Genomic DNA, 18,440 nt, shown 5'->3' on the forward strand with positions numbered 1-18,440 from the left:
GGGTGTCTCCAACTACACACCCGCGCAGATGGCCGAGTTCGCCACCGTACTGCCGGTGGAAACCGTCCAGCCGCCCTACCACCTCTTCCGCCGCGCCATCGAAACCGACCTGCTGCCCTACGCCGCCGAGCACCACATCGGCGTCCTGGCCTACGGACCCCTGGCACACGGGCTGCTCGGCGGGTCCATCACCCCTGACACCACGTTCGATCCCGACGACTGGCGCGGCCACAGCCCGGCCTTCACCGGTCCGGGGCTCGCCCGCAATCTCGACGTCGTGTCGGCGCTGCGCGCCTTCGCCGCCAACCGCGGCGGATCCGTCGCCGAACTGGCGGTGGCCTGGGTGCTGGCCCACCCCGCCGTCCAGGTCGCCATCGTCGGCGCCCGCACCCCGGCCCACCTGGTGCAGAGCCTGGGCGCGCTCGACTTTCACCTCAGCCGGTCCGACCTGGCCGAGATCGACCACATCATGACCGCCGCCGTCCCGGTCGGGGGTCCCACCCCGGAGGGTATGTCATGACCACCACCCAGTCGGCCTCACTGCAGCACACGTCGGCGGCCCCCTTCGGCGACCGCACCGCGAAGACCCCCCTGATCGCCTTCCTGGGCACCGGTCGGATGGGCGGCCCCATGGCCGCCAACCTGGCCCGCGACGGCTTCCGGCTTCGGGTGTGGAACCGCACCAGCAGCCGCGCGACGGCCCTGGCCGAGCACGGAGCGTTCATCGCACACACCCCTGCGGAAGCGGTGCAGGGCGCCGGGATCCTCATCACCATGCTGGCCGACGGGCCCGCCACCGAGCGCGCCGCGACCGGCCCGGACGGGTTCCTGGACCGATCCCCCGGGCTGATCTGGGTGCAGATGGGCACCATCGGGGCCAAATGGTCGGCCCGGCTCGCCGCGATCGCGGCCCGCAGCGGGGTGACATACGTGGACGCTCCGGTCTCCGGCAGCGAAGGACCCGCCCAGGCAGGTCAGTTGATCATCCTGGCCAGCGGTCCCGACCGGGTTCAGGACGTCCTCGCCCCGGTGTTCGGCGCGCTGGGCCGGGCCACCGTCTGGCTGGGGCCGGCCGGTGACGGAACCAAGGCGAAGCTGGTGTTGAACAGCTGGCTCGTCGACCTCGTCGAAGCCACCGCGGAGGTACTGTCCTTCGCCGGCCGGCTCGGCCTGGACCCCGCCGCGATGGTGGAACTGCTGAAGGCCACCCCGCTCGGGTCGCCGTACGCGGTGCAGAAGGCCGGCTCCATGCTGGCAGGCGACTTCACCCCCGCCTTCGCACTCAAGCACGCGGTCAAAGACGCCGAGCTGGCGGTACAGGCCGCGTCCGGCCTCGGCACCCGGCTGCCGCTCACCGAAGCGCTGCTGCCCCGCTGGCGGGACACCGCCGTCGAGCACGCCGACGACGACCTGTCCTCCGTCTACGTCACGGCGTGATCCGACCGGCCGGCCAACGACCGGACCGGCGCAACGAAAGGACGCACGGCGATGAAGACGTACGCCGGACCCACCGCCCCAGCCACGCCGGACGCGGCCACGACGCGGCCCCGCGACGACACGAGCAGAGCGGACCAGCACGACCACCACGGCACCGCGGCCGGAACGGGCGAGCACGGACCGCTGGGGCTGGCGCTCATCCTGGTCGCCGCCTTCATGGTGGTGCTGGACTTCAGCATCGTGAACGTCGCCCTGTCGTCGATCCAGCGTGAACTCGCCGTCTCCGCCGCCACGGTCCAGTGGGTGGTCACGGCCTATGCCATCGCCTTCGGCGGCCTGCTGATCCTCGGCGGCCGGGCCGGTGATCTCTACGGGCGCCGGCGCCTGTTCCTCGCCGGGATCAGCGTGTTCACGGCGGCGTCCCTGGCAGGCGGACTCGCCCGCGACCCCATCCTGCTGATCGCCGCGCGCGTGGTGCAGGGCAGCGGGGCCGCGATGGTCGCGCCTGCCGCGCTGTCCCTCATCACCACGGGCTTCGCCGAGGGCCCGCGCCGGACCAGGGCGCTGGGTCTGTACGGTGCGACGGCGTCCGTCGGCTTCGTCGCCGGCCAGGTGCTCGGCGGCGTACTGGTGCAGTTCCTCAGCTGGCGCTCGGTCTTCCTGGTCAACGTGCCCGTGGGACTGGCCGCCATGGTGCTCGCCCCCCGTGTCCTGCGCGAGTCGAGACTGACGCGGAGCGGGCGGCACCTGGACACGTCGGGTGCCCTCCTGATCACCCTGGCTGTGGGCGCCCTGGTCTTCGCCGTCTCCCAGACCGCCACCACCGGTATCGACTCCGTCAACGTGCTCGCCCCGCTGGGACTGTCCGCTCTGGCAGGCACGGCCTTCGCTGCCAACGAACACCGGGCCTCCGACCCGCTCGTGCAGCCGGCACTGCTGCGCAACCGCGCGTTGCGTGACGCCACCACCCTCATGCTGCTGCTCGGCCTGTGGAACGGCGGTGAGATGCTCGTTCTCTCCGTCTACCTCCAGCAAGTCCTGCACGTGTCCCCGCTCGAGGCCGGACTGAGCATCGCGCCGCAAGGGATTGTCGGACTCGCCACCGGCCTGCTGGGCGCACGGCTGACCCGGCGACTCGGCATTCAACGCGTGCTGGTGGTGACCGGAACCGCCGCCACCGCCGGCTTCGCCGCCCTGACCCAGCTCCCTGGGGCCGACGGTTCGCATCTGCCGCTCGTGGCGGTGACCCTCGTCGGGTTCGGCACCGCCGGCATGGCATTCGGCAGCATGGTCACCGCGAGCGCCGGGATCGCCGACCGTAACCAGGGTCTGGTCGGCGGAGTGATCAACACCAGCCGTCAGCTGGGCGCCGCGATGGGAGCGGCACTGCTTCCCACGGTCGCCGACGCGGTCGAGCGAACACGGCGCACCTCCATGGCAGTCGGCGACCGGGCAGCGATGCTCGCCGGGCTGCTGGCGGCCGCCCTCGCCACACTCGTGGCGATGAAGGCCTGGTACCGGGCACCACGGCATGGCATCACCTGACTCATGCGGGGTGCACGGGCGGGGATGCGGCCCGCTCGGGCGGAGGGCCGGTCAGACGGCGGGGAAGAGGGGCCAGCCCGCCATGAGGCCGCCGTCCAGGGTCAGGGTCTGACCGGTGATGTACGCGGCCTTCTCGGACCCGAGAAAGATCACGGCCTCGGCCACCTCTTCCGGGGTGCCCGCCCGGTGCATGGGCAGGACGGAGTTCACCGCCTCACGCGTGTGGTCGTCGCCGGTCACGCGCTCGTACATGGCCGTCTGCGTGTAACCGGGGGCGACGGCATTCACCCGGATGTGGTGCGCGGCGCCCTCGATGGCGGCCGCTTTGGTGATGCCGATGACGGCGTGCTTGCTGCCGACGTACAGGGAGACTTCGGGCAGGCCCATCTGGCCGAACGTGGAACTGACGTTGACGATGCTGCCGCCGCCGTGCTCCTGCATGACGCGGAACTCGTGCTTCAAGCTCAGCAGAGTTCCCTTGACGTTCGTGTCGAAGGTGGCCGCGTACGCGTCGTCCGTGACGGCGGTGATCGGCGCCACCTGTCCTTCGGTTCCGGCATTGTTGAAGGCGATGTCGACCCTTCCGAAGCGATCGACGGCCTGGTCGACCAGGTTGCGTACGTCGTCGTCGAAGCGCACGTCGGCCCGGACGAACAGGGCCTGCGCTCCGAGGCCCTCGAGTTCCTTGGCGAAGTCCTCACCAAGATCCTGGCGCCGGCCCGAGACGACGACGTGGGCGCCCAAGCGGGCGTAGGCCAGGGCGGTGGCACGCCCGATTCCGCTGAGCGCGCCGGTGATGACGACCACGGGAGCTGACATGGGGAAATCCTCTCTGGACAGTTCCACAGGAAGGCAGTTGTCCGTCACCTCGTGCGTGAGGTGACGCGCGTCCAAAGCGCCCAAGCCCTGCGCGGATCACGGCGAGGCCGCAGGCAGAGCCAAGACCCCCTGTGAGAGCGGGCCCGCTGCCTGCCCCGGACCCGAGGTGGCGCGTGACACGCCGCTCGTGTGCCGGTCCGGGCGCGTGCGATGGCCAGAGGCGGCGCTTGTGCCCGCTCGTGGCGAAGCGTATGGCAGCCGGGCTACGAGCCGCGCGCACCTCGCGGTTGCCTGACCCGGACAGCGCACACATGTGCCGCCGGAGCGGCCGGGACCGGCGATCGCTACCGCGCCGCACGACACACCGAGCAGGACACGACCGAACCGGCATGTTCGCCGTCAGGTCAGCGGTCTGCCGCGGGGCCGCGACTGGGCCGGCAGCGCCGGCCTCGCCGTGTGACTCCTCCACACCGGCCGTTCGGGGTGGCTGTGGCACCGGGCGGTGATCCGGAAGAGAACGCCAACCCTGGCGTGCACGCCACGTGGCCGGCGTCGGCGGAGTGGAACTCGGCCAGGTGGGCGCTGATCGCGTCGTCGGTGCCCCGGGTCACCGGGCGTCGGGGCGTCGGGGCGTCGGGGCGTCGGGGCGTCGGCCGGACGGTCGCTGCCCGGGCCAGGACCGCGCCGTCGCCGAGAACGCCCCGGGCCTGCTCGACGCATTCGGGAAGACCCTGGCAGGGCGCCTGCCGACAGGCCGGTCGCGGGAAAGACCGCAGCGTCGTCGGTCCGAGCGCCGGCGGGATCCGGCGGTCGGCCGTGTCAGGGCGACGCAATCGGCCGAATCGGCCGGCTTCGCCGCAGGGTGCACACTGCTGTCGCCCCCACGCCGGATCACACCCATGCCCGGATCTTTCAGCTCGGCCGCCGCGTGGCGCCGCTGGGCTTGAAGTGAGGGGTCTTCGGAGCGCAGGTCGTGACCGAAGACGTCGAAGCGGCCGAGGGCCTGCTGTGGTGCAGCGCGATGTGCGGAGTACGTCAACTCCACACCCGGATGAACCGTCCACCCGTGCTGCAGATGTGCGTGGGCAGCTTTCCCGGCCCGGCGCCTCGCCTACCGTGCGCCGGGCCGGTCGGGCTGCCGTTCACACGGCCTGGCTGAGCGCCTGGTATTCAGCGTCGCCGAGGGCGATCCGGGCGGCCTGGGTGTTCTCCTCCACGTGGGACACGCGGGAGGTGCCGGGAATCGGGAGCATGACGGGAGAGCGGCGCAGCAGCCAGGCCAGGGCGAGCTGGGAAGGGCTCGCGCCGTACGTCTTCGCGAGCGTGTCCAGCGGGCCGCCCGCACGCGCCAGCTCTCCGGTGGCCATCGGGAACCACGGGATGAAGGCCAGATTCTCGCGTTCAGCGTAGTCCAGTACGTCTTCGGCGCTGCGGTCGGCGAGGTTGTACAGGTTCTGCACGGAGACGATGTCCGCGATCGTACGGGCTTCCTGGATCTGCTCCACCGTCACCTCGGACAGTCCGATGTGGCGGATCTTGCCCTCCTGCTGGAGGAGGCGCAGCTCGCCGAGCTGGTCGGCCAGCGGAACCTTGGGGTCGATACGGTGCAGCTGGTAGAGGTCGATGCGCTCCACGCCCAGGTGGCGCAGGCTCAATTCGGTCTGCTGTCGCAGGTATTCGGGCCGGCCCAGAGCCCGCCAGTCGTCCGGGCCCGAGCGGGACAGCCCGCCCTTGGTGGCGATCACCAGGTCCGCCGGGTAGGGATGCAGTGCCTTGTGGATGAGCTGCTCGCTGACGAACGGGCCGTAGGAGTCAGCGGTGTCGATGAAGTTCACGCCCAGCTCGACGGCCCGCTGCAGGACACGCACGGCCTCTTCGGGATCCTTGGGTGGTCCCCACACGCCAGGGCCGGTCAGCTGCATCGCTCCGTATCCGAGCCGGTTGACAGGCAGGTCACCACCGAGTCGGAAGACTCCGGAGGCGTCGGCGGGACGTGAGTCTTGCTGTGTCATGGTGTGCACCTCTTGCTGTCGGGTGGTTGGTGTCTGACACGGCGGCGCGGTCGGGGCCGAGGCGTCGGCGGCGGTCACCCGTATGCGCTCGAGCGGTCAGCGGCGCGTGTTCATGCGGTACTGCGCGACAAGTCCGAGGGTAGCGGCGGCGATGTCGGCGACGCCGTAGCCGAGGACGGTGTCCGGCAGGCCGAGCGTGGCGATCAGCAGTCCTGCGACGATCGCCGGCACTCCGAAGCTCGGCTAGGCGACCAGGTAGACGGCCGCGAAGAGTCCGGCCCGCTGATGGGGCTGTGCGAGCGGGGCGACGGTGCGGACAGCTCCGGAGAAGGAGGCGCCGCCGGAAGATGGTCCGGCGGGGAGTGAGGCGGCCGAGCAAGAGACCGGCCATGGCGGCGGCCGCGGGCTGCACGAAGGCCGTGGCGTCGTTCAGGAGACCACTGTGCGAGCGCGGCAGGTCGCGGATGAGGGTGGGAAGGACGGCGCGGGACGGGCGGGCGGATCTTCCCGCCCCCGTGCGGCGTCCGCCCGCTTCCCGTCCGCATCCCCGGCAGGTGGACGCGTCGACCTCGACGGTCGTGGCGCTCATGCGTCGCGCCATGAGGCGCACGGGAGGGTGCGGTCGCCCCTTCGGGACCGCGCACCGGGACGGCCCCTCGGTGCGCCATGCACGAAGTCCCGGACGTCGCCTCTTGTGGGCTACTCCTGTGGCGCCGACCGGTCCTCCTCCTCGACGGGCAGGCCCACCGGGCGGCGGCCCGCCGGCTGTTGCGGCTCGGGGGGCACGGGCGCGGGTGGCATCCGGCGGTCCACCGGGACGCCTGCGGTCAGCGGCGTCGGTTCTCCGTGATGCAGCACGACCAGTGGTTCGCCCTCCACCAGGCGGTAGCGCACATGGGACGGACCGATGTCCACCTTCAGCCTGCGTCCGCGTACCAGCAGCGTGAACGCCACCCTGGACAGCGCCTCCGGCAGGCGCGGTGCGAAACCCAGCAGGTTCTGGAGCCCGGCGTCGTCGGCGTACCGGCGCAAGCCTCCGAAGCCGGCGACCAGCGCGATCCACGTCCCGGCCAGCGAGGCGATGTGCAGCCCGTCACGGGTGTTGTGCTCCAGATCGTCCAGGTCCATCAGCGCGGCCTCTCCGAGGTAGGCGTAGGCCAGTCGCAGATGCCCGGTCTCGGCGGCGAGCACCGCCTGGAAGCACGCCGACAGGGAGGAGTCGCGGACGGTCAGCGCCTCGTAGTAGGCGAAGTTGCGCGCCTTCTGCTCCGCGGAGAAGAGGTCCGGGCACTCCATCATCGCCAGCACCAGGTCGGCCTGCTTCACCACCTGCTTGCGATAGAGGTCGAAGTAGGGGTAGTGCAGCAGGAGCGGGTAGTTCTCGGGCGGGGTCGCCTCGAAGTCCCAGCGCTGGAAACTGGTGAATCCGGCCGACTGCTCGTGCACACCCAGCGCGTCGTTGTACGGCATCGCCATGCGGGCCGCGGCGTCACGCCACGCCGCGGTCTCCTCCTCGTCGACGCCCAGTTCCGCGGCGCGTTCCGGATGACGCGCGGCGATGTCCGCGGCCGAGACCAGGTTCTGCCGGGCCATCACATTGGTGTACAGGTTGTCGCGGGTGATCGCGCTGTACTCGTCGGGACCGGTGACCCCGTCGATGTGGAAGACGCCTTCCGCGTCGTGGTGTCCGAGCGAGCGCCACAGCCGCGCGGTGTCGACGAGGAGGTCGAGCCCCTCACCGCGTTCGAAGTCCTCGTCCCCGGTCACCATGACGTACCGGTCGGCCGCCACCGCGATGGCGGCGTTGATGTGGAAGGCGGCCGTCCCGGCCGGCCAGTAGGCGGAACACTCGGCACCGTCGATCGTGCGCCAGGGGAACGCCGCTCCGTCGAGCCCCAGCTGGCGCGCGCGTTCCCGCGCCGCGGGCAGCATCCGGTGACGCGCCCTCAGCGCCGACGCGACGGTCTCCGGAGCGGTGAACGTCAGCAGCGGCAGCACATAGGACTCGGTGTCCCAGAAGCAGTGCCCGTCGTATCCGGTGCCGGTCAGGCCCTTGGCCGGAATCGCCCGGTTCTCACCCCGGGCCGCCGCCTGGAGCACGTGGAAGAGGGCGAACCGCACCGCCTGCTGGATGCGCGCGCTGCCCTCCACCTCGACGTCCGCGCCCGCCCAGAAGCGATCGAGGTACGCCCGCTGCGCCGCGGCCAGGCCGTCCCAGCCGGTGCTGACCGCGGCCGCCACCGCCCCGTCCACCTGATCGTGCACGGCCGGCAGCGAACGCTGCCCCGACCAGCCGTAGGCCACGAACTTCACCAGCCGGAGCGGCTGCCCGGGCACCAGGTCGGCGGTCACCGTCAGCCGGCTGACGTCGGGTTCGCACTGCGCCGTCCAGCGGGTGGTCTCCGGCCCTTCGACGAGATGGTCGGCCGCTGCGCCGACCCGCAGCGCGCTGCGGTCGGTGCTGTGCACCAGCCGCAGCCGGGTGTCCTGCGCGAAGTTCTCCTCGGCCATCAGCGGCGACTCGATCGCCGCGGCCACACGGGGATCGCCCTGGAAACGCGGCAGCTGCGCGTTGGCGACGAGCTCGGACTGCACGGCCACCGTGGCCGGTCCGTCGACCGGCTCCACCTCGTACACCACCGCGGCCACGGCTCGCTGGGTGAAGGACACGAGCCGCCGCGAGGAGATCCGCACCGTACGACCGCCGGGTGACGTCCACCGCGCGGTGCGGCTGAGGATGCCCGAGCGGAAGTCCAGGACCCGCTCGTGCTCGACCAGCCGGCCGTAGCGCAGATCGTACGGGTGGTCGTCCACCAGCAGCCGGATGACCTTGCCGTCGGTGACGTTGATCATCGTCTCGCCGGACTCGGGATATCCGTAGCCCGCTTCGGCGTAGGGCAGCGGATGCCGTTCGAAGACGCCGTTGAGGTACGCGCCGGGCAGTCCGTGCGGCTCGCCCTCCTCGAGGTTGCCGCGCCACCCGACGTGTCCGTTGGAGAGGGCGAAGACGGATTCGCTCTGGGCGAGCACGTCCAGGTTCAGCTCGGTCTCGCGCAGGCACCACGGCTCGACCGTGAAGCTGGGATGGGTGATCACCGTTCCTCCAGAAGGTCGGCGAGGTCACGGACCACCACATCGGCGCCGTGCGCCCGCAGTTGCTCCGCCTGGCCCACCCGGTCGACGCCCACGACCACACCGAACCGTCCGGCCCGTCCGGCCTCGACGCCGGCGAGCGCGTCCTCGAACACCGCGGCGTCCCCCGGATCCACGCCGAGCCCCCGGGCCGCCTCCAGATAGGTGTCCGGGGCGGGCTTGCCCCGCAGCCCGCGCTCGTGCGCGACCACTCCGTCGATCCGCTCGTCGAACAGGTCCTCGATACCGGCCGCTCTCAGGACGTCCCGGGTGTTCGCGCTCGACGACACCACCGCACAGCGCAGGCCCGCCGCCCGCGCCGCGTGCACGTACCTGACCGAGCCGTCGTAGGGCTCCACGCCCTCCTCGCGGATCCGCCGCAGTACCAGCCCGTTCTTCCGGTTGCCCAGTCCGTTCACCGTCTCCGCCTCCGGCGGGTCCCCCGGCGATCCCTCGGGCAGGTGCACCCCGCGCGCGGCGAGGAACGTACGCACGCCGTCCTCACGGGGCCGCCCGTCCACGTACTCGTCGTAGTCGCCGACCGCGTCGAACGGCACGAACGCGGTGCCCTCGCGCGTCGCACGCTCCAGGAGATATCCGTCGAACATCTCCTTCCAGGCGGCCGCGTGCACCTTCGCGGTCTGGGTGAGCACCCCGTCTAGGTCGAACAGGCAGGCACGGACGTGCGCAGGAAGCCCCAGCATGCCGCCGAGGCTAGGAGGCAGGTGCGGACGGGCGCGGTAGATCACCGTCCGCCGCGCCGGAGGGCACCCGCTCGGTGGAGGCCCTCCGGGCGAAGCCGTTCGGTACGGGGCCACCTGATCCCGACCGCGGGGCGCGCGTCCGGCGCCGTGACGAACTTCGCGGTCCGCTCGCGGATCCGCGCCCTGCCGTCCGACCGCAGGCCCGGCCACAATGCCCGGCTTGCATTCCCCCGTGCCCGCCATAACGCTGAAACTGCGCGCCTCACGCGATGCGCTCGGGCCCTGTCCCCGTCAGCGGCACTCCACGGATCGAGGTGTCCGGCCATGGAAGTCAAGGGATCGGCAGCACTGGTAACGGGCGCGAACAGAGGCATCGGGCGGGCGTTCACCCGTGCGCGGCTCACCCGGGGCGCCGCCAAGGTGTACGCGGCGGTCCGCAACCCCGAGAACGCTGTCGCGGCAGCCGCGGCCCTGGCGTCCGACACGACCGTCGTGATCGACAACGCCGGGATCGCGCGTGCCTTCGCGCCGGTGCTCGCGGCGAACGGCGGCGGAGCCCTGGTGAACGTGCTGTCGGTGGCCTCGTGGCGGGTGAAGCCGCGGCGGCCCGGTCACGCGGCCCCGAAGGCCGCCGAGTGGTCGCTGACGAACGCCCTGCGTGCTGGTCTGCGCGGGCAGGGGACCTTGGTCGTCGGGGTGCATGTGGGCCCCGTGGACACCGACGCTACCGCCGGCTGGGACGTGCCGAAGCTGCCGGCGGCACAGGTGGCCGCGCGGCCCCTGGACGCGATCGGCAGCGGCGAGGCCGAGGCCCTGGTCGACGAGGTCTCCCGCCGGGTGCGCGCGGTGTTGTCCGGCCCGGTGGAGCTCCTGGAACCGGCGCCGTGACGGGTGCCGACGGACCGCATGGGAGAGGTGGACATGGACACTGACTTCGATGTCGTCGTCCTCGGAGCGGGCCCCGGCGGCTATGTGGCGGCGATCCGCTGCGCGCAGCTGGGGCTTCGTACGGCCATCGTGGAGGGCCGTTTCTGGGGCGGAGTCTGCCTGAACATCGGCTGCATCCCGGCGAAGGCGCTGCTGCGCAACGCCGAGGTGGCGCAGCTGATCCTGCACGACGCGGAGAAGTTCGGCGTGAAGATCGGCGGGGACGTGGGCCTGGACTACCGCAGCGCCTACGAGCGGAGCCGGGTGGTGGCCGACGGCCGTGTGAAGGGCGTCGGCTACCTCATGCGCAAGAACAAGATCGCCCAGTTCGAGGGGCAGGGTACCTTCGTCGACCCGCACACGCTGCAGGTGCGTCTGCGGGACGGCGAGGCGACGCTCTCCTTCCGCTCCTGCGTCATCGCCACCGGGGCGACCGTGAAGCTGCTGCCCGGCACGACGCCGGGCAAGCGTGTCGTGACGTTCGAAGAGCAGATCCTCGCCGACAGCCTCCCGTCGAGCCTGATCATCGCCGGGGCCGGCGCCATCGGCGTGGAGTTCGCCTATCTGCTGCGCTCCTACGGCGTCGAGGTGACACTGGTCGAGTTCCTCGGCAGGATCGCGCCACTGGAGGACGAGGAGGTGTCGGCCGAGCTCACCAAGCGGTTCAAGCGGCAGGGGATCAACGTGCTGACCTCGGCCCGCGTCGAGTCCATCGAGGAGGACACCGGCGGTGTCCGCGTCAGGATCCGGCACGGGGAGGGACAGCAGGTCCTGGAGGCCGAGAGGGTGCTGCAGGCCACGGGTTTCCAGCCGCGTACCGCCGGCTACGGGCTGGCCTCGACCGGCGTACGGCTGACCGACCGCGGCGCCATCGACGTGGACGGCCGTTGCCGCACCAGTCAGCCGCACATCTATGCCATCGGTGACGTCACGGCGAAGCTGATGCTGGCCCACGCGGCCGAGGCTATGGGCGTCGTCGCCGCCGAGACCATCGCCGGCGCGGAGACGATGGAACTGGACTACCGCATGATCCCGCGCGCGACGTTCTGCCAGCCCCAGATCGCCAGCTTCGGCTGGACCGAAACCGAGGCCCGCGCGCAGGGCTTCGACGTCCGGGTGGCGAAGTTCCCGTTCACGGCCAACGCCAAGGCACACGGGTTCGGCGACACCGCCGGCTTCGTGAAGCTGGTGAGCGACGCCCGCTACGGCGAACTGCTCGGCGCCCACATGATCGGCCCGGACGTGACCGAACTGCTCCCGGAGCTGACCCTCGCCCAGAAGTGGGACCTCACGGTGACGGAGCTGATCCGCAACGTCCACGCCCATCCGACCCTGAGCGAGGCGGTCCAGGACGCCCTCCACGGTCTCGCGGGCCACATGATCAACCTCTGAGCCGGCCCCGGCCGTCCGCCTGATGCCGACGGAACCGCTAGGCCTCTCGGGACACGGTGTCCGCCTGAGCGGTGTCGGCGATGACGGGGGCGTCGGCGATGACGGGGGTGCCGAGTACCTCGTCGCCGTACAGGTCCTGCAGCCAGTTGGTCTGGTAGATGGTGTCGAGGTAGCGCTCGCCGAGGTCCGGCGCGATGGCCACCGCGGTGACCGCGCGCCCGTCATGTCGTGCCAGCCAGTCCGTCGCCGCGCTGACCACCGTTCCGGTGGAGCCGCCGAACAGGAAGCCGCGTCTGGCCAGGCGCTGACACATCCGGATGGTGTCCGTCTCCTCCACCCGGATCACCTCGTCCACATAGGACTCGTCGAGCAGTGGTGGGCGCATGCTCATTCCGAGGCCCGGGATCATCCGGCGGCCCGGCTCGCCGCCGAACGCCACCGAGCCCACGCTGTCCACGGCGACGATCCGCACCGGCCGGTGCCACTGCCGGAAGTAGCGTGCGCAGCCCATCAGGGTGCCGGTGGTGCCCGCCCCGACGAACAGGACGTCCAGCTCCGGGAACTGGCGGGCGATCTCCGGGCCCGTCGTGCGGTAGTGCGCCCACCAGTTGCCCTCGTTGGTGTACTGACTCAGCCAGACGTACCGGTCGTCGGAGGCGCACAGCGCACGGACGTACTCGATCCGCGTCCCCAGGAAACCGCCGTTGGAGTCCTGGTCGGCGACGATGTGCACCTCGTTGCCGAGCGCCTCCATCAGGAGCCTGGTCGGCAGGTTGCAACGGGAGTCCGTCACGCACAGAAACCGGTATCCCTTGCTGGCGGCGATCATGCTGAGCGCGACGCCAAGGTTTCCGGAGGACGACTCGACGAGGACGGAATCCGGTTTCAGGATTCCGTCACGTTCGGCGCTCTCCACCATCTCCCTCGCGGCCTTCAGCTTGATGGAGCCTGCGAAGTTGAAGGCCTCGCACTTCAGGTAGAGCGGGAAACCGCAGATCGACTCGAGATGGACGAAGAGATCACTCTGGTTGAACTCGTAGGGAGCTGAGATGACGGGCACGACGGACCTCCTGGTGCCGGGCCGAGGACGACGGCCTCAGCCGTAGCGGCGAAGTTCGTGGAAGAAGTCATCGATGAGACGGAGGTTTCCCACCCGGGACACCTCTTCGTAGACGTACTTGCCGACGGCGAGGTCGAGGACGCCGAGCCCGAACGGCGAGAAGACCACCGGCCGGTCGGCCGGCGGGGTGACGCGCCCGGCCATGACGTCGCTGAGCGTTCCGTTCAGGAAGTCGCGGTTGCCGGTGAGCTGTTCGGCCAGATGGGGCGACGTGTCGGCCTTCAGGCAGTGTTCGACGTCGTCGACGAAGTTGGCCGAGCCGAGCAGGATCTCGGGGGCGAGGTCGCGCAGGGACACGTGCAGGACCAGCGGGTTGTGGCCGAACCAGGCAGGGTCGGTGACGTGTGGCCGGCCGGCGATGGTGGCGAAGACCACGAGGTCGCTGGCGCGGACAAGGTCCTCGGCGCTGTCGTGGACGGTGATCGGTGCGGTGGTGCCGGCCTGCCGGAGGTAGCCGCAGAAGCCGGTGGCGCTGTCGGCGGACACGTCGTGCACGCCGACCTCCTCGAAGGCCCAGCCCGTGCCGTCGAGGAAGGTGTGGATGTAACGGGCGATCAGTCCCGTGCCGAAGAAGCCGACCCGGGTGGGGCGGGGACGGCCGCGGCTGAGCCAGTCGGCCGCCAGCGCCGCGGACGCCGCGGTCCTGGTGGCGCTGATGATCGAGCTCTCCAGGCAGGCGAACGGGTAACCCGTGTCGTGGTCGTTGAGGATGAGCACCGCGGAGGCGCGTGGCAGCCCGGCCTCGACGTTCTGCGGAAAGCTGGAGATCCACTTCAGACCGTCCACGGGGACCGACCCGCCGAGGGAGGCCGGCAGGGCGATGATCCGCGCCGTGGGGCGGTCGGGGAAGCGCAGGAAGTACGACGGCGGGTTGACGGTGTCTCCGGTGTCGTGCAGCCGGTAGGCCGCCTCGACCAGTGCCACGAGCTGCTTCTCGCGCCCGCTCAGTGCTCGCTGTACCTGTTCACCGGTGATCACCGCGAACGTCGGCAGGGAAGCCGGCTCGGGCGTGGCCGGCCGGTCGGCGGACGACAGTACCTCGGTCATCGCTCGCTCGCCTCCGGTGCCGGGCTGTGGTCGCCGGGCTGCAGCGGCTCGGCCATGCCGACCAGGACCTGCCGGTCTCCGGTGAAGGCCTCTCTGCTGTGCGCGGTGCGGATGTTGTCCACGAGCAGCAGGTCGCCGGCCTGCCAGGGTTCGCGGCGGGTGTGCGCCTCGTAGGTGGAGTTGATCGACTGGACGACGTCCTCGCCGATCGGACTGCCGTCGCCATAGCGGGTGTTGAACGGCAGCCCGTCCGCGCCGTACACGTCCACCAGGTACTCGCGTACCTCCGGGGCCAGCGTCCACTCGTTGAGGAAGGCGATCTGGTTGAACCAGCAGCGCCGGCCCGTGAGCGGGTGGCGGACGACGGCGCCGCGCCGCTGCCGGGTGCGCAGTGTCCCGTCGGGCTGCCAGGCGAAGTCGATGGCGTTGGCCCGGCAGTAGCGCTCGATCTCGGCGCGGTCGCCGGTGCCGAACGACTCCGCCAGGCTCGCCCCGATCTCGTCGTTGTAGGTGCGGGTCAGGATCCAGCCCTCCCGCTCGAACCGTTCGGTGAGCCCGGTGGGCAGCGCCCGCAGCACCTCTTCGGCGTCGGCCACCGCCGTCGCCCCGCCCTCCTCGGGCGCGGTCAGGCAGGCGAACAGCATCAGGCCGGGCACCTGGAGCGGGTAACTGAGCTCGTGGTGCATGCACATCGGCTGGTTGCCGGGCCAGGTCGTGGACGCGTACAGGCCGGGCAGGTGGGCCTGACGGGGGGCGAAGGCCTCCCGCTCCGTCATCAGGCCGCCGGACAGACGCGCGAAGACGGCACCGACCTGATCGATGTCCCGCAGCCCGAGGCCGCGGACGACCAGCGCCCCGTGCTCGGCGACCTGCGCGCGCAACGCCTCGCGAGACGCGGCCGCCCAGCTCGGCGCGTCGTCGAGGGGATCGACGTGCAGCAGCGCCGGCTTGTCCGGTCGCAGTTCCACATCGAGCGCTGACGCCAGGGATGAGGACGGCATCTGGGATTCCTTTCGGTCGACCGCCTGGGGGCGACGGGTCTCGAGTCAGGAGGAGGCAAGGGGTAGGACGGTGTTCAGGACGGCCTGGGCCGCCTCGGCCGGACGGGTACGCAGGAAGTAGTGGCCGCCCTCGGCGAGTTCGTGCAGATCGACCTGTTCGGCCAGGAGCTGCCAGTCCCGGTGGTGGTCGGGGTAGCCGGCGGTGTGCGGGTCGTCGGCGGCGACGACCACCGTGACCGGCGCGGACAGCCGCTTCGGCGGCGGGTTTTCGAGGGCCTCGCGGAAGTAGCGGTGGGCGCTGAGACTGTCGTGCCGGTAGGCGGCGCCGATGTGTTCGGCGTGTCCCTCGTTCAGCTCCGCCAGTTCCGCGTAGCCGCCGTCCGCGGTCAGCCGCGCCACGATCTCGGCGTCGCTCCGGCTGTTCAGTTCGCCGATGGCCGTGTGCCGGTCGGCGGCCGTGCCGAGCAGGTGCGCGGCGAGGAACAACCGGGTCACGTGCACGCCTCGCTGCCCGAGCCGCCTGGCCGTCTCGACGGCCGGCGCGGCGCCCGAGGAGTGGCCCCACAGCATGACCCGCTCGAGGCCGCGCGCCGTGATCTCGGCGGCGACCTGCTCGGCCACCTGCTCGATCGACGCGAACGGCTCGGGATGTGCGGCCAGGTTGTGGCCGGGCAGGTCCACGGCGAGGACCGCCACTTCGCCGGCCGCCAGCGCACTCGCCATCGGCTGGTAGTTGACCGCGTTGCCGCCCGCGTAGGGGAAGCACACCAACGTGCGCTCCGGCACACCGCTCACTCCCGACAGGGGCAGCAGCAGCTCCGGGCGCTGCCGGGCCGTGCCGTCGATGAGAGCGGCCAGATCGGCGAGGACCGGGTGCCGGGTGATGTCCTTCAGGGACACCACGCGGTCGAGCGCGAGGGTGAGTCTGACCGCGGTCAGGGAGGTGCCGCCGGAGTCGAAGAAGTGGTCGGTGCGGCCGATCCGCTGCTCGGGCACTCCCAGCAGTTCGGCCCAGGCCGCGGCCAGCCTCCGTTCGGTCGGGCTGAGCGGTGCGGCGTCGTCCCCCGTCTCCCTCTCCGGTGCCGACTCCTCGGCCAGGGCGGTCAGGGCCTTTCGGTCGATCTTGCCGTTGGCGGTCAGCGGAAGACTGTCCTGCCAGTGGAAGGCGGCCGGGACCATGTAGGCGGGCAGCACCGCGCCGAGGGCCTCGCGCAGTGCCTCCGGCTGCTGCCGGGTACCGGAGTAGAAGGCGATCAGCTGCTTGCCGCCGCGGGAGCGCTCGGCGACGACCACCGCGCCGTCCCGTACTCCGTCCACCCGCAGCAGGGCGTTCTCGATCTCGCCGATCTCGATCCGGAAGCCGCGGATCTTGACCTGGCTGTCCCGGCGGCCGAGGAACTCCAGCTTGCCGCCGGGGTGCCAGCGTCCCCAGTCCCCGCCCAGGTAGAGCCGTTCACCGGGCCGGTACGGGTTCGTCCGGTACGCCTCCCGAGTCCGCTCGGGATCGTTGACGTACCCCCGGCCCACGCAGACACCGGAGAACGCGATCAGCCCCGGGGCGCCCAGCGGCACCAACGACAGGTGCTCGTCCACGACGTGGACCCGCACGTTGTTGACGGGCCGCCCGAGCAGCACCCGGTCGGGCACCCCGTCCAGGACCTCGTGGTTGGTGTCGTCCGAAGTCTCCGTCAGTCCATAGGCGTTGAGCAGCCTGATGCCCGGCTGGACCGCGAACCAGCGCTGGACCAGCTCCCGTTTCAGCGCCTCGCCGGTCACCGACACGCACCGCAGGTCCGGCAGCGTGCGCGGGTGCCGCTCCAGGTACGAGACCACGACCTCCAGGTACGAGGGCACGACCTGCGCCACCTGGACCCGGCCGCGCTCCAGGGTGTCGACGAACCGCTCCACGTCCGTGATCACGTCCTGCTCGACCAGCAGGGTCCGCCCGCCGACCAGCAGCGGGGCCATGAGCTGCCACAGGGAGATGTCGAAGCACTGCGGGGCCGTCTGCGCCACGACGCAACCCTCGCCGATCGCCAGGTCGTCGATCTTGGCGTGGAGGTGGTTGAGCATGCCGGCGTGCTCGCACATCGCTCCCTTCGGCTCGCCGGTGGAACCGGACGTGAAGTAGATGTAGGCGAGTTGGCCGGAGTCGACCTGAACGCCGAGGTCGTGGTCGGCGTGCGGTTCGGCGTACGCCGTGTCGACCGGCAGCTTCGCCACTCCCGGCAGGCCGGCCAGCGCCTGGTCGAGGGTGTGGGTGCTGCCGGCCTCGGCCAGGACCAGCCGGCACCCCGCTCGCGACAGCGTCACCTCGATACGGCCGGCCGGGAAGTGCGGCTCGATCGGCAGATACACGCCGCCCGCCTTGAACACCGCGAGCACCGCTGCCAGCCAGTCGAGGTCGCGCTCGGCGACCACGGCGACCACGTCCTCCCGGCCGAGCCCCCTCGCCAGCAGCGCTCGCGCCAGCCTGTTCGCGCGCCGGTCGAGCTCGTCGTACGTCCACTCCTGCTCGCCCTGTACGGCCGCCACGGCCCGCGGGTGCGCCCGCACCCGCTGCTCGAACAGTTCGTGTGCCCGCACGTCCGGCAGCGGCCGGCGCGGCCCTGCCAGGCCTTCCAGCTGCTCGCGTTCCTCCTCGGCGGACAGCAGGCTCCGTCGTGTGTGGTCGGCGTCCGGGTCCGCCGTCATCAGCCGCAGTGCCGACAGGTGGTAGCCGCCGACACGCGCCGCGGCCGTGGCGTCCAGGACGTCCGTGTGGTGGCGCAGGCGCAGCGTCAGCCGTCCGCCCCGGTCGGACCAGCGCACGTGCAGCACGCCGTCGTCGGCGTGGGTCTCGTCGGCTCCGATGGGACCGAACACGACCTCGTACGGCGGCTGTGTCAGTCCCAGTTCCCTCTGCAGCTTCTCCACCGGGAACTCCCGGTGGGCCAGCACCTCCGCCTCGGCGTGCTGGGCGGCCGACAGCAGCTCCTGCCAGGATCCCGCGGGTACGGCGGCCCGGCACGGCAGCGGCTCGCCGCGCACACCTGTGGTGTACCCCGTGACCACCTCCGGCTCGCCGGACAGCAGGGCCAGCACCTTGAGGTGCGCGGCCAGCATCAGCGCGCTCACCGGCACTCCCCGGTGCCGGACCAGTTCGCGAACCGCCTCCGTCACGTCGTCCGGCACCGGCATCTCGTGCTCGGCCGCTCCCGGGACCGGCTCCCGGAACCACCGTGGCACCGTGGTGACACCGCCGGCGGTCAGTACCCGGCTCCAGAACTCCTGGTCCGCTTCCACGCGCGTTCCCATCGAATGG

General features: G+C 71.3%; 14 protein-coding genes. 5 read left to right on the top strand and 9 right to left on the bottom strand.

The window, feature by feature from the left end; genetic code table 11:
* The 3 genes from AB0L59_RS37450 to AB0L59_RS37460 form a co-directional block, all read left to right on the top strand.
* Nucleotides 1–520, top strand: a 520-nt coding sequence (locus AB0L59_RS37450) for an aldo/keto reductase (protein ID WP_365591345.1), incomplete at its 5' end; no start/stop codon positions are given.
* Nucleotides 517–1,437: an NAD(P)-dependent oxidoreductase gene (locus tag AB0L59_RS37455; protein WP_365591347.1), complete on the top strand. Its 921-nt coding sequence runs from the start codon at nt 517–519 to the stop codon at nt 1,435–1,437. The genes AB0L59_RS37450 and AB0L59_RS37455, both read left to right, overlap by 4 nt.
* Before the next feature lie 51 nt (nt 1,438–1,488).
* Entirely contained in the window at nt 1,489–2,982 is a 1,494-nt protein-coding gene (locus tag AB0L59_RS37460; protein WP_365591349.1) for an MFS transporter, read from the top strand.
* A gap of 51 nt (nt 2,983–3,033) precedes the next feature.
* Here AB0L59_RS37460 and AB0L59_RS37465 read toward each other — a convergent pair whose 3' ends face one another.
* The 5 genes from AB0L59_RS37465 to AB0L59_RS37485 form a co-directional block, all read right to left on the bottom strand.
* A complete protein-coding gene (locus tag AB0L59_RS37465; RefSeq protein WP_365591350.1) occupies nt 3,034–3,801 on the bottom strand; it encodes a glucose 1-dehydrogenase in 768 nt (255 codons plus the stop codon).
* Between the two features lie 1,142 nt (nt 3,802–4,943).
* Nucleotides 4,944–5,813: an aldo/keto reductase gene (locus AB0L59_RS37470; RefSeq protein ID WP_365591351.1), complete on the bottom strand. Its 870-nt coding sequence runs from the start codon at nt 5,811–5,813 to the stop codon at nt 4,944–4,946.
* Nucleotides 5,814–5,909: 96 nt separating this feature from the next.
* Nucleotides 5,910–6,044, bottom strand: a complete 135-nt coding sequence (locus AB0L59_RS37475; protein ID WP_365591353.1) for a hypothetical protein — start codon at nt 6,042–6,044, stop codon at nt 5,910–5,912.
* Between the two features lie 468 nt (nt 6,045–6,512).
* Nucleotides 6,513–8,909: a glycosyl hydrolase family 65 protein gene (locus AB0L59_RS37480; protein ID WP_365591355.1), complete on the bottom strand. Its 2,397-nt coding sequence runs from the start codon at nt 8,907–8,909 to the stop codon at nt 6,513–6,515.
* Nucleotides 8,906–9,649 carry a beta-phosphoglucomutase family hydrolase gene (locus AB0L59_RS37485; protein ID WP_365591357.1) on the bottom strand — a complete coding sequence of 248 codons (744 nt, stop codon included), beginning with the start codon at nt 9,647–9,649 and terminating at the stop codon, nt 8,906–8,908. The genes AB0L59_RS37480 and AB0L59_RS37485 overlap by 4 nt, the downstream gene beginning before the upstream one ends.
* A gap of 324 nt (nt 9,650–9,973) precedes the next feature.
* On the opposite strand from AB0L59_RS37485, the gene AB0L59_RS37490 reads away from it, so the two are divergent.
* Nucleotides 9,974–10,537 carry an SDR family NAD(P)-dependent oxidoreductase gene (locus AB0L59_RS37490; protein ID WP_365591359.1) on the top strand — a complete coding sequence of 188 codons (564 nt, stop codon included), beginning with the start codon at nt 9,974–9,976 and terminating at the stop codon, nt 10,535–10,537.
* 33 nt (nt 10,538–10,570) lie between these two features.
* Nucleotides 10,571–11,968 carry a dihydrolipoyl dehydrogenase gene (gene lpdA, locus AB0L59_RS37495; protein WP_365591361.1) on the top strand — a complete coding sequence of 466 codons (1,398 nt, stop codon included), beginning with the start codon at nt 10,571–10,573 and terminating at the stop codon, nt 11,966–11,968.
* 37 nt (nt 11,969–12,005) lie between these two features.
* Here the strand turns inward: lpdA and sbnA are convergent, their stop codons facing one another.
* Genes sbnA through AB0L59_RS37515 form a run of 4 tightly spaced genes read right to left on the bottom strand, consistent with a single transcriptional unit; the run spans nt 12,006 to nt 18,433 of the window.
* Nucleotides 12,006–13,028: a 2,3-diaminopropionate biosynthesis protein SbnA gene (sbnA, locus tag AB0L59_RS37500; RefSeq protein ID WP_365591363.1), complete on the bottom strand. Its 1,023-nt coding sequence runs from the start codon at nt 13,026–13,028 to the stop codon at nt 12,006–12,008.
* A 36-nt stretch (nt 13,029–13,064) separates the two neighbouring features.
* Nucleotides 13,065–14,135, bottom strand: coding sequence for a 2,3-diaminopropionate biosynthesis protein SbnB (gene sbnB, locus AB0L59_RS37505; RefSeq protein WP_365591364.1), 1,071 nt, complete (start codon nt 14,133–14,135; stop codon nt 13,065–13,067).
* The gene (locus AB0L59_RS37510) at nt 14,132–15,136 is read right to left on the bottom strand and encodes a TauD/TfdA family dioxygenase (RefSeq protein WP_365591366.1); all 1,005 of its coding nucleotides are present in this window, start codon (nt 15,134–15,136) and stop codon (nt 14,132–14,134) included. Before AB0L59_RS37510 ends, sbnB begins: the two co-directional genes overlap by 4 nt.
* Nucleotides 15,137–15,181: 45 nt before the next feature.
* Nucleotides 15,182–18,433: an amino acid adenylation domain-containing protein gene (locus tag AB0L59_RS37515; RefSeq protein WP_365591368.1), complete on the bottom strand. Its 3,252-nt coding sequence runs from the start codon at nt 18,431–18,433 to the stop codon at nt 15,182–15,184.
* Nucleotides 18,434–18,440: the final 7 nt, after the last annotated feature.

The sequence above is a fragment of the Streptomyces sp. NPDC052109 genome, from assembly GCF_040680195.1.
Lineage (GTDB): Bacteria > Actinomycetota > Actinomycetes > Streptomycetales > Streptomycetaceae > Streptomyces.

Bases quoted from the DNA above. Each gene is read 5' to 3' on its own strand.
- AB0L59_RS37470 (WP_365591351.1), bottom strand. From the start codon at position 5,813: ATGACACAGCAAGACTCACGTCCCGCCGACGCCTCCGGAGTCTTCCGA.
- AB0L59_RS37485 (WP_365591357.1), bottom strand. From the start codon at position 9,649: ATGCTGGGGCTTCCTGCGCACGTCCGTGCCTGCCTGTTCGACCTAGAC.
- sbnB (WP_365591364.1), bottom strand. From the start codon at position 14,135: ATGACCGAGGTACTGTCGTCCGCCGACCGGCCGGCCACGCCCGAGCCG.
- AB0L59_RS37490 (WP_365591359.1), top strand. From the start codon at position 9,974: ATGGAAGTCAAGGGATCGGCAGCACTGGTAACGGGCGCGAACAGAGGC.
- lpdA (WP_365591361.1), top strand. From the start codon at position 10,571: ATGGACACTGACTTCGATGTCGTCGTCCTCGGAGCGGGCCCCGGCGGC.
- AB0L59_RS37455 (WP_365591347.1), top strand. From the start codon at position 517: ATGACCACCACCCAGTCGGCCTCACTGCAGCACACGTCGGCGGCCCCC.
- AB0L59_RS37515 (WP_365591368.1), bottom strand. From the start codon at position 18,433: ATGGGAACGCGCGTGGAAGCGGACCAGGAGTTCTGGAGCCGGGTACTG.
- AB0L59_RS37460 (WP_365591349.1), top strand. From the start codon at position 1,489: ATGAAGACGTACGCCGGACCCACCGCCCCAGCCACGCCGGACGCGGCC.
- AB0L59_RS37510 (WP_365591366.1), bottom strand. From the start codon at position 15,136: ATGCCGTCCTCATCCCTGGCGTCAGCGCTCGATGTGGAACTGCGACCG.
- AB0L59_RS37465 (WP_365591350.1), bottom strand. From the start codon at position 3,801: ATGTCAGCTCCCGTGGTCGTCATCACCGGCGCGCTCAGCGGAATCGGG.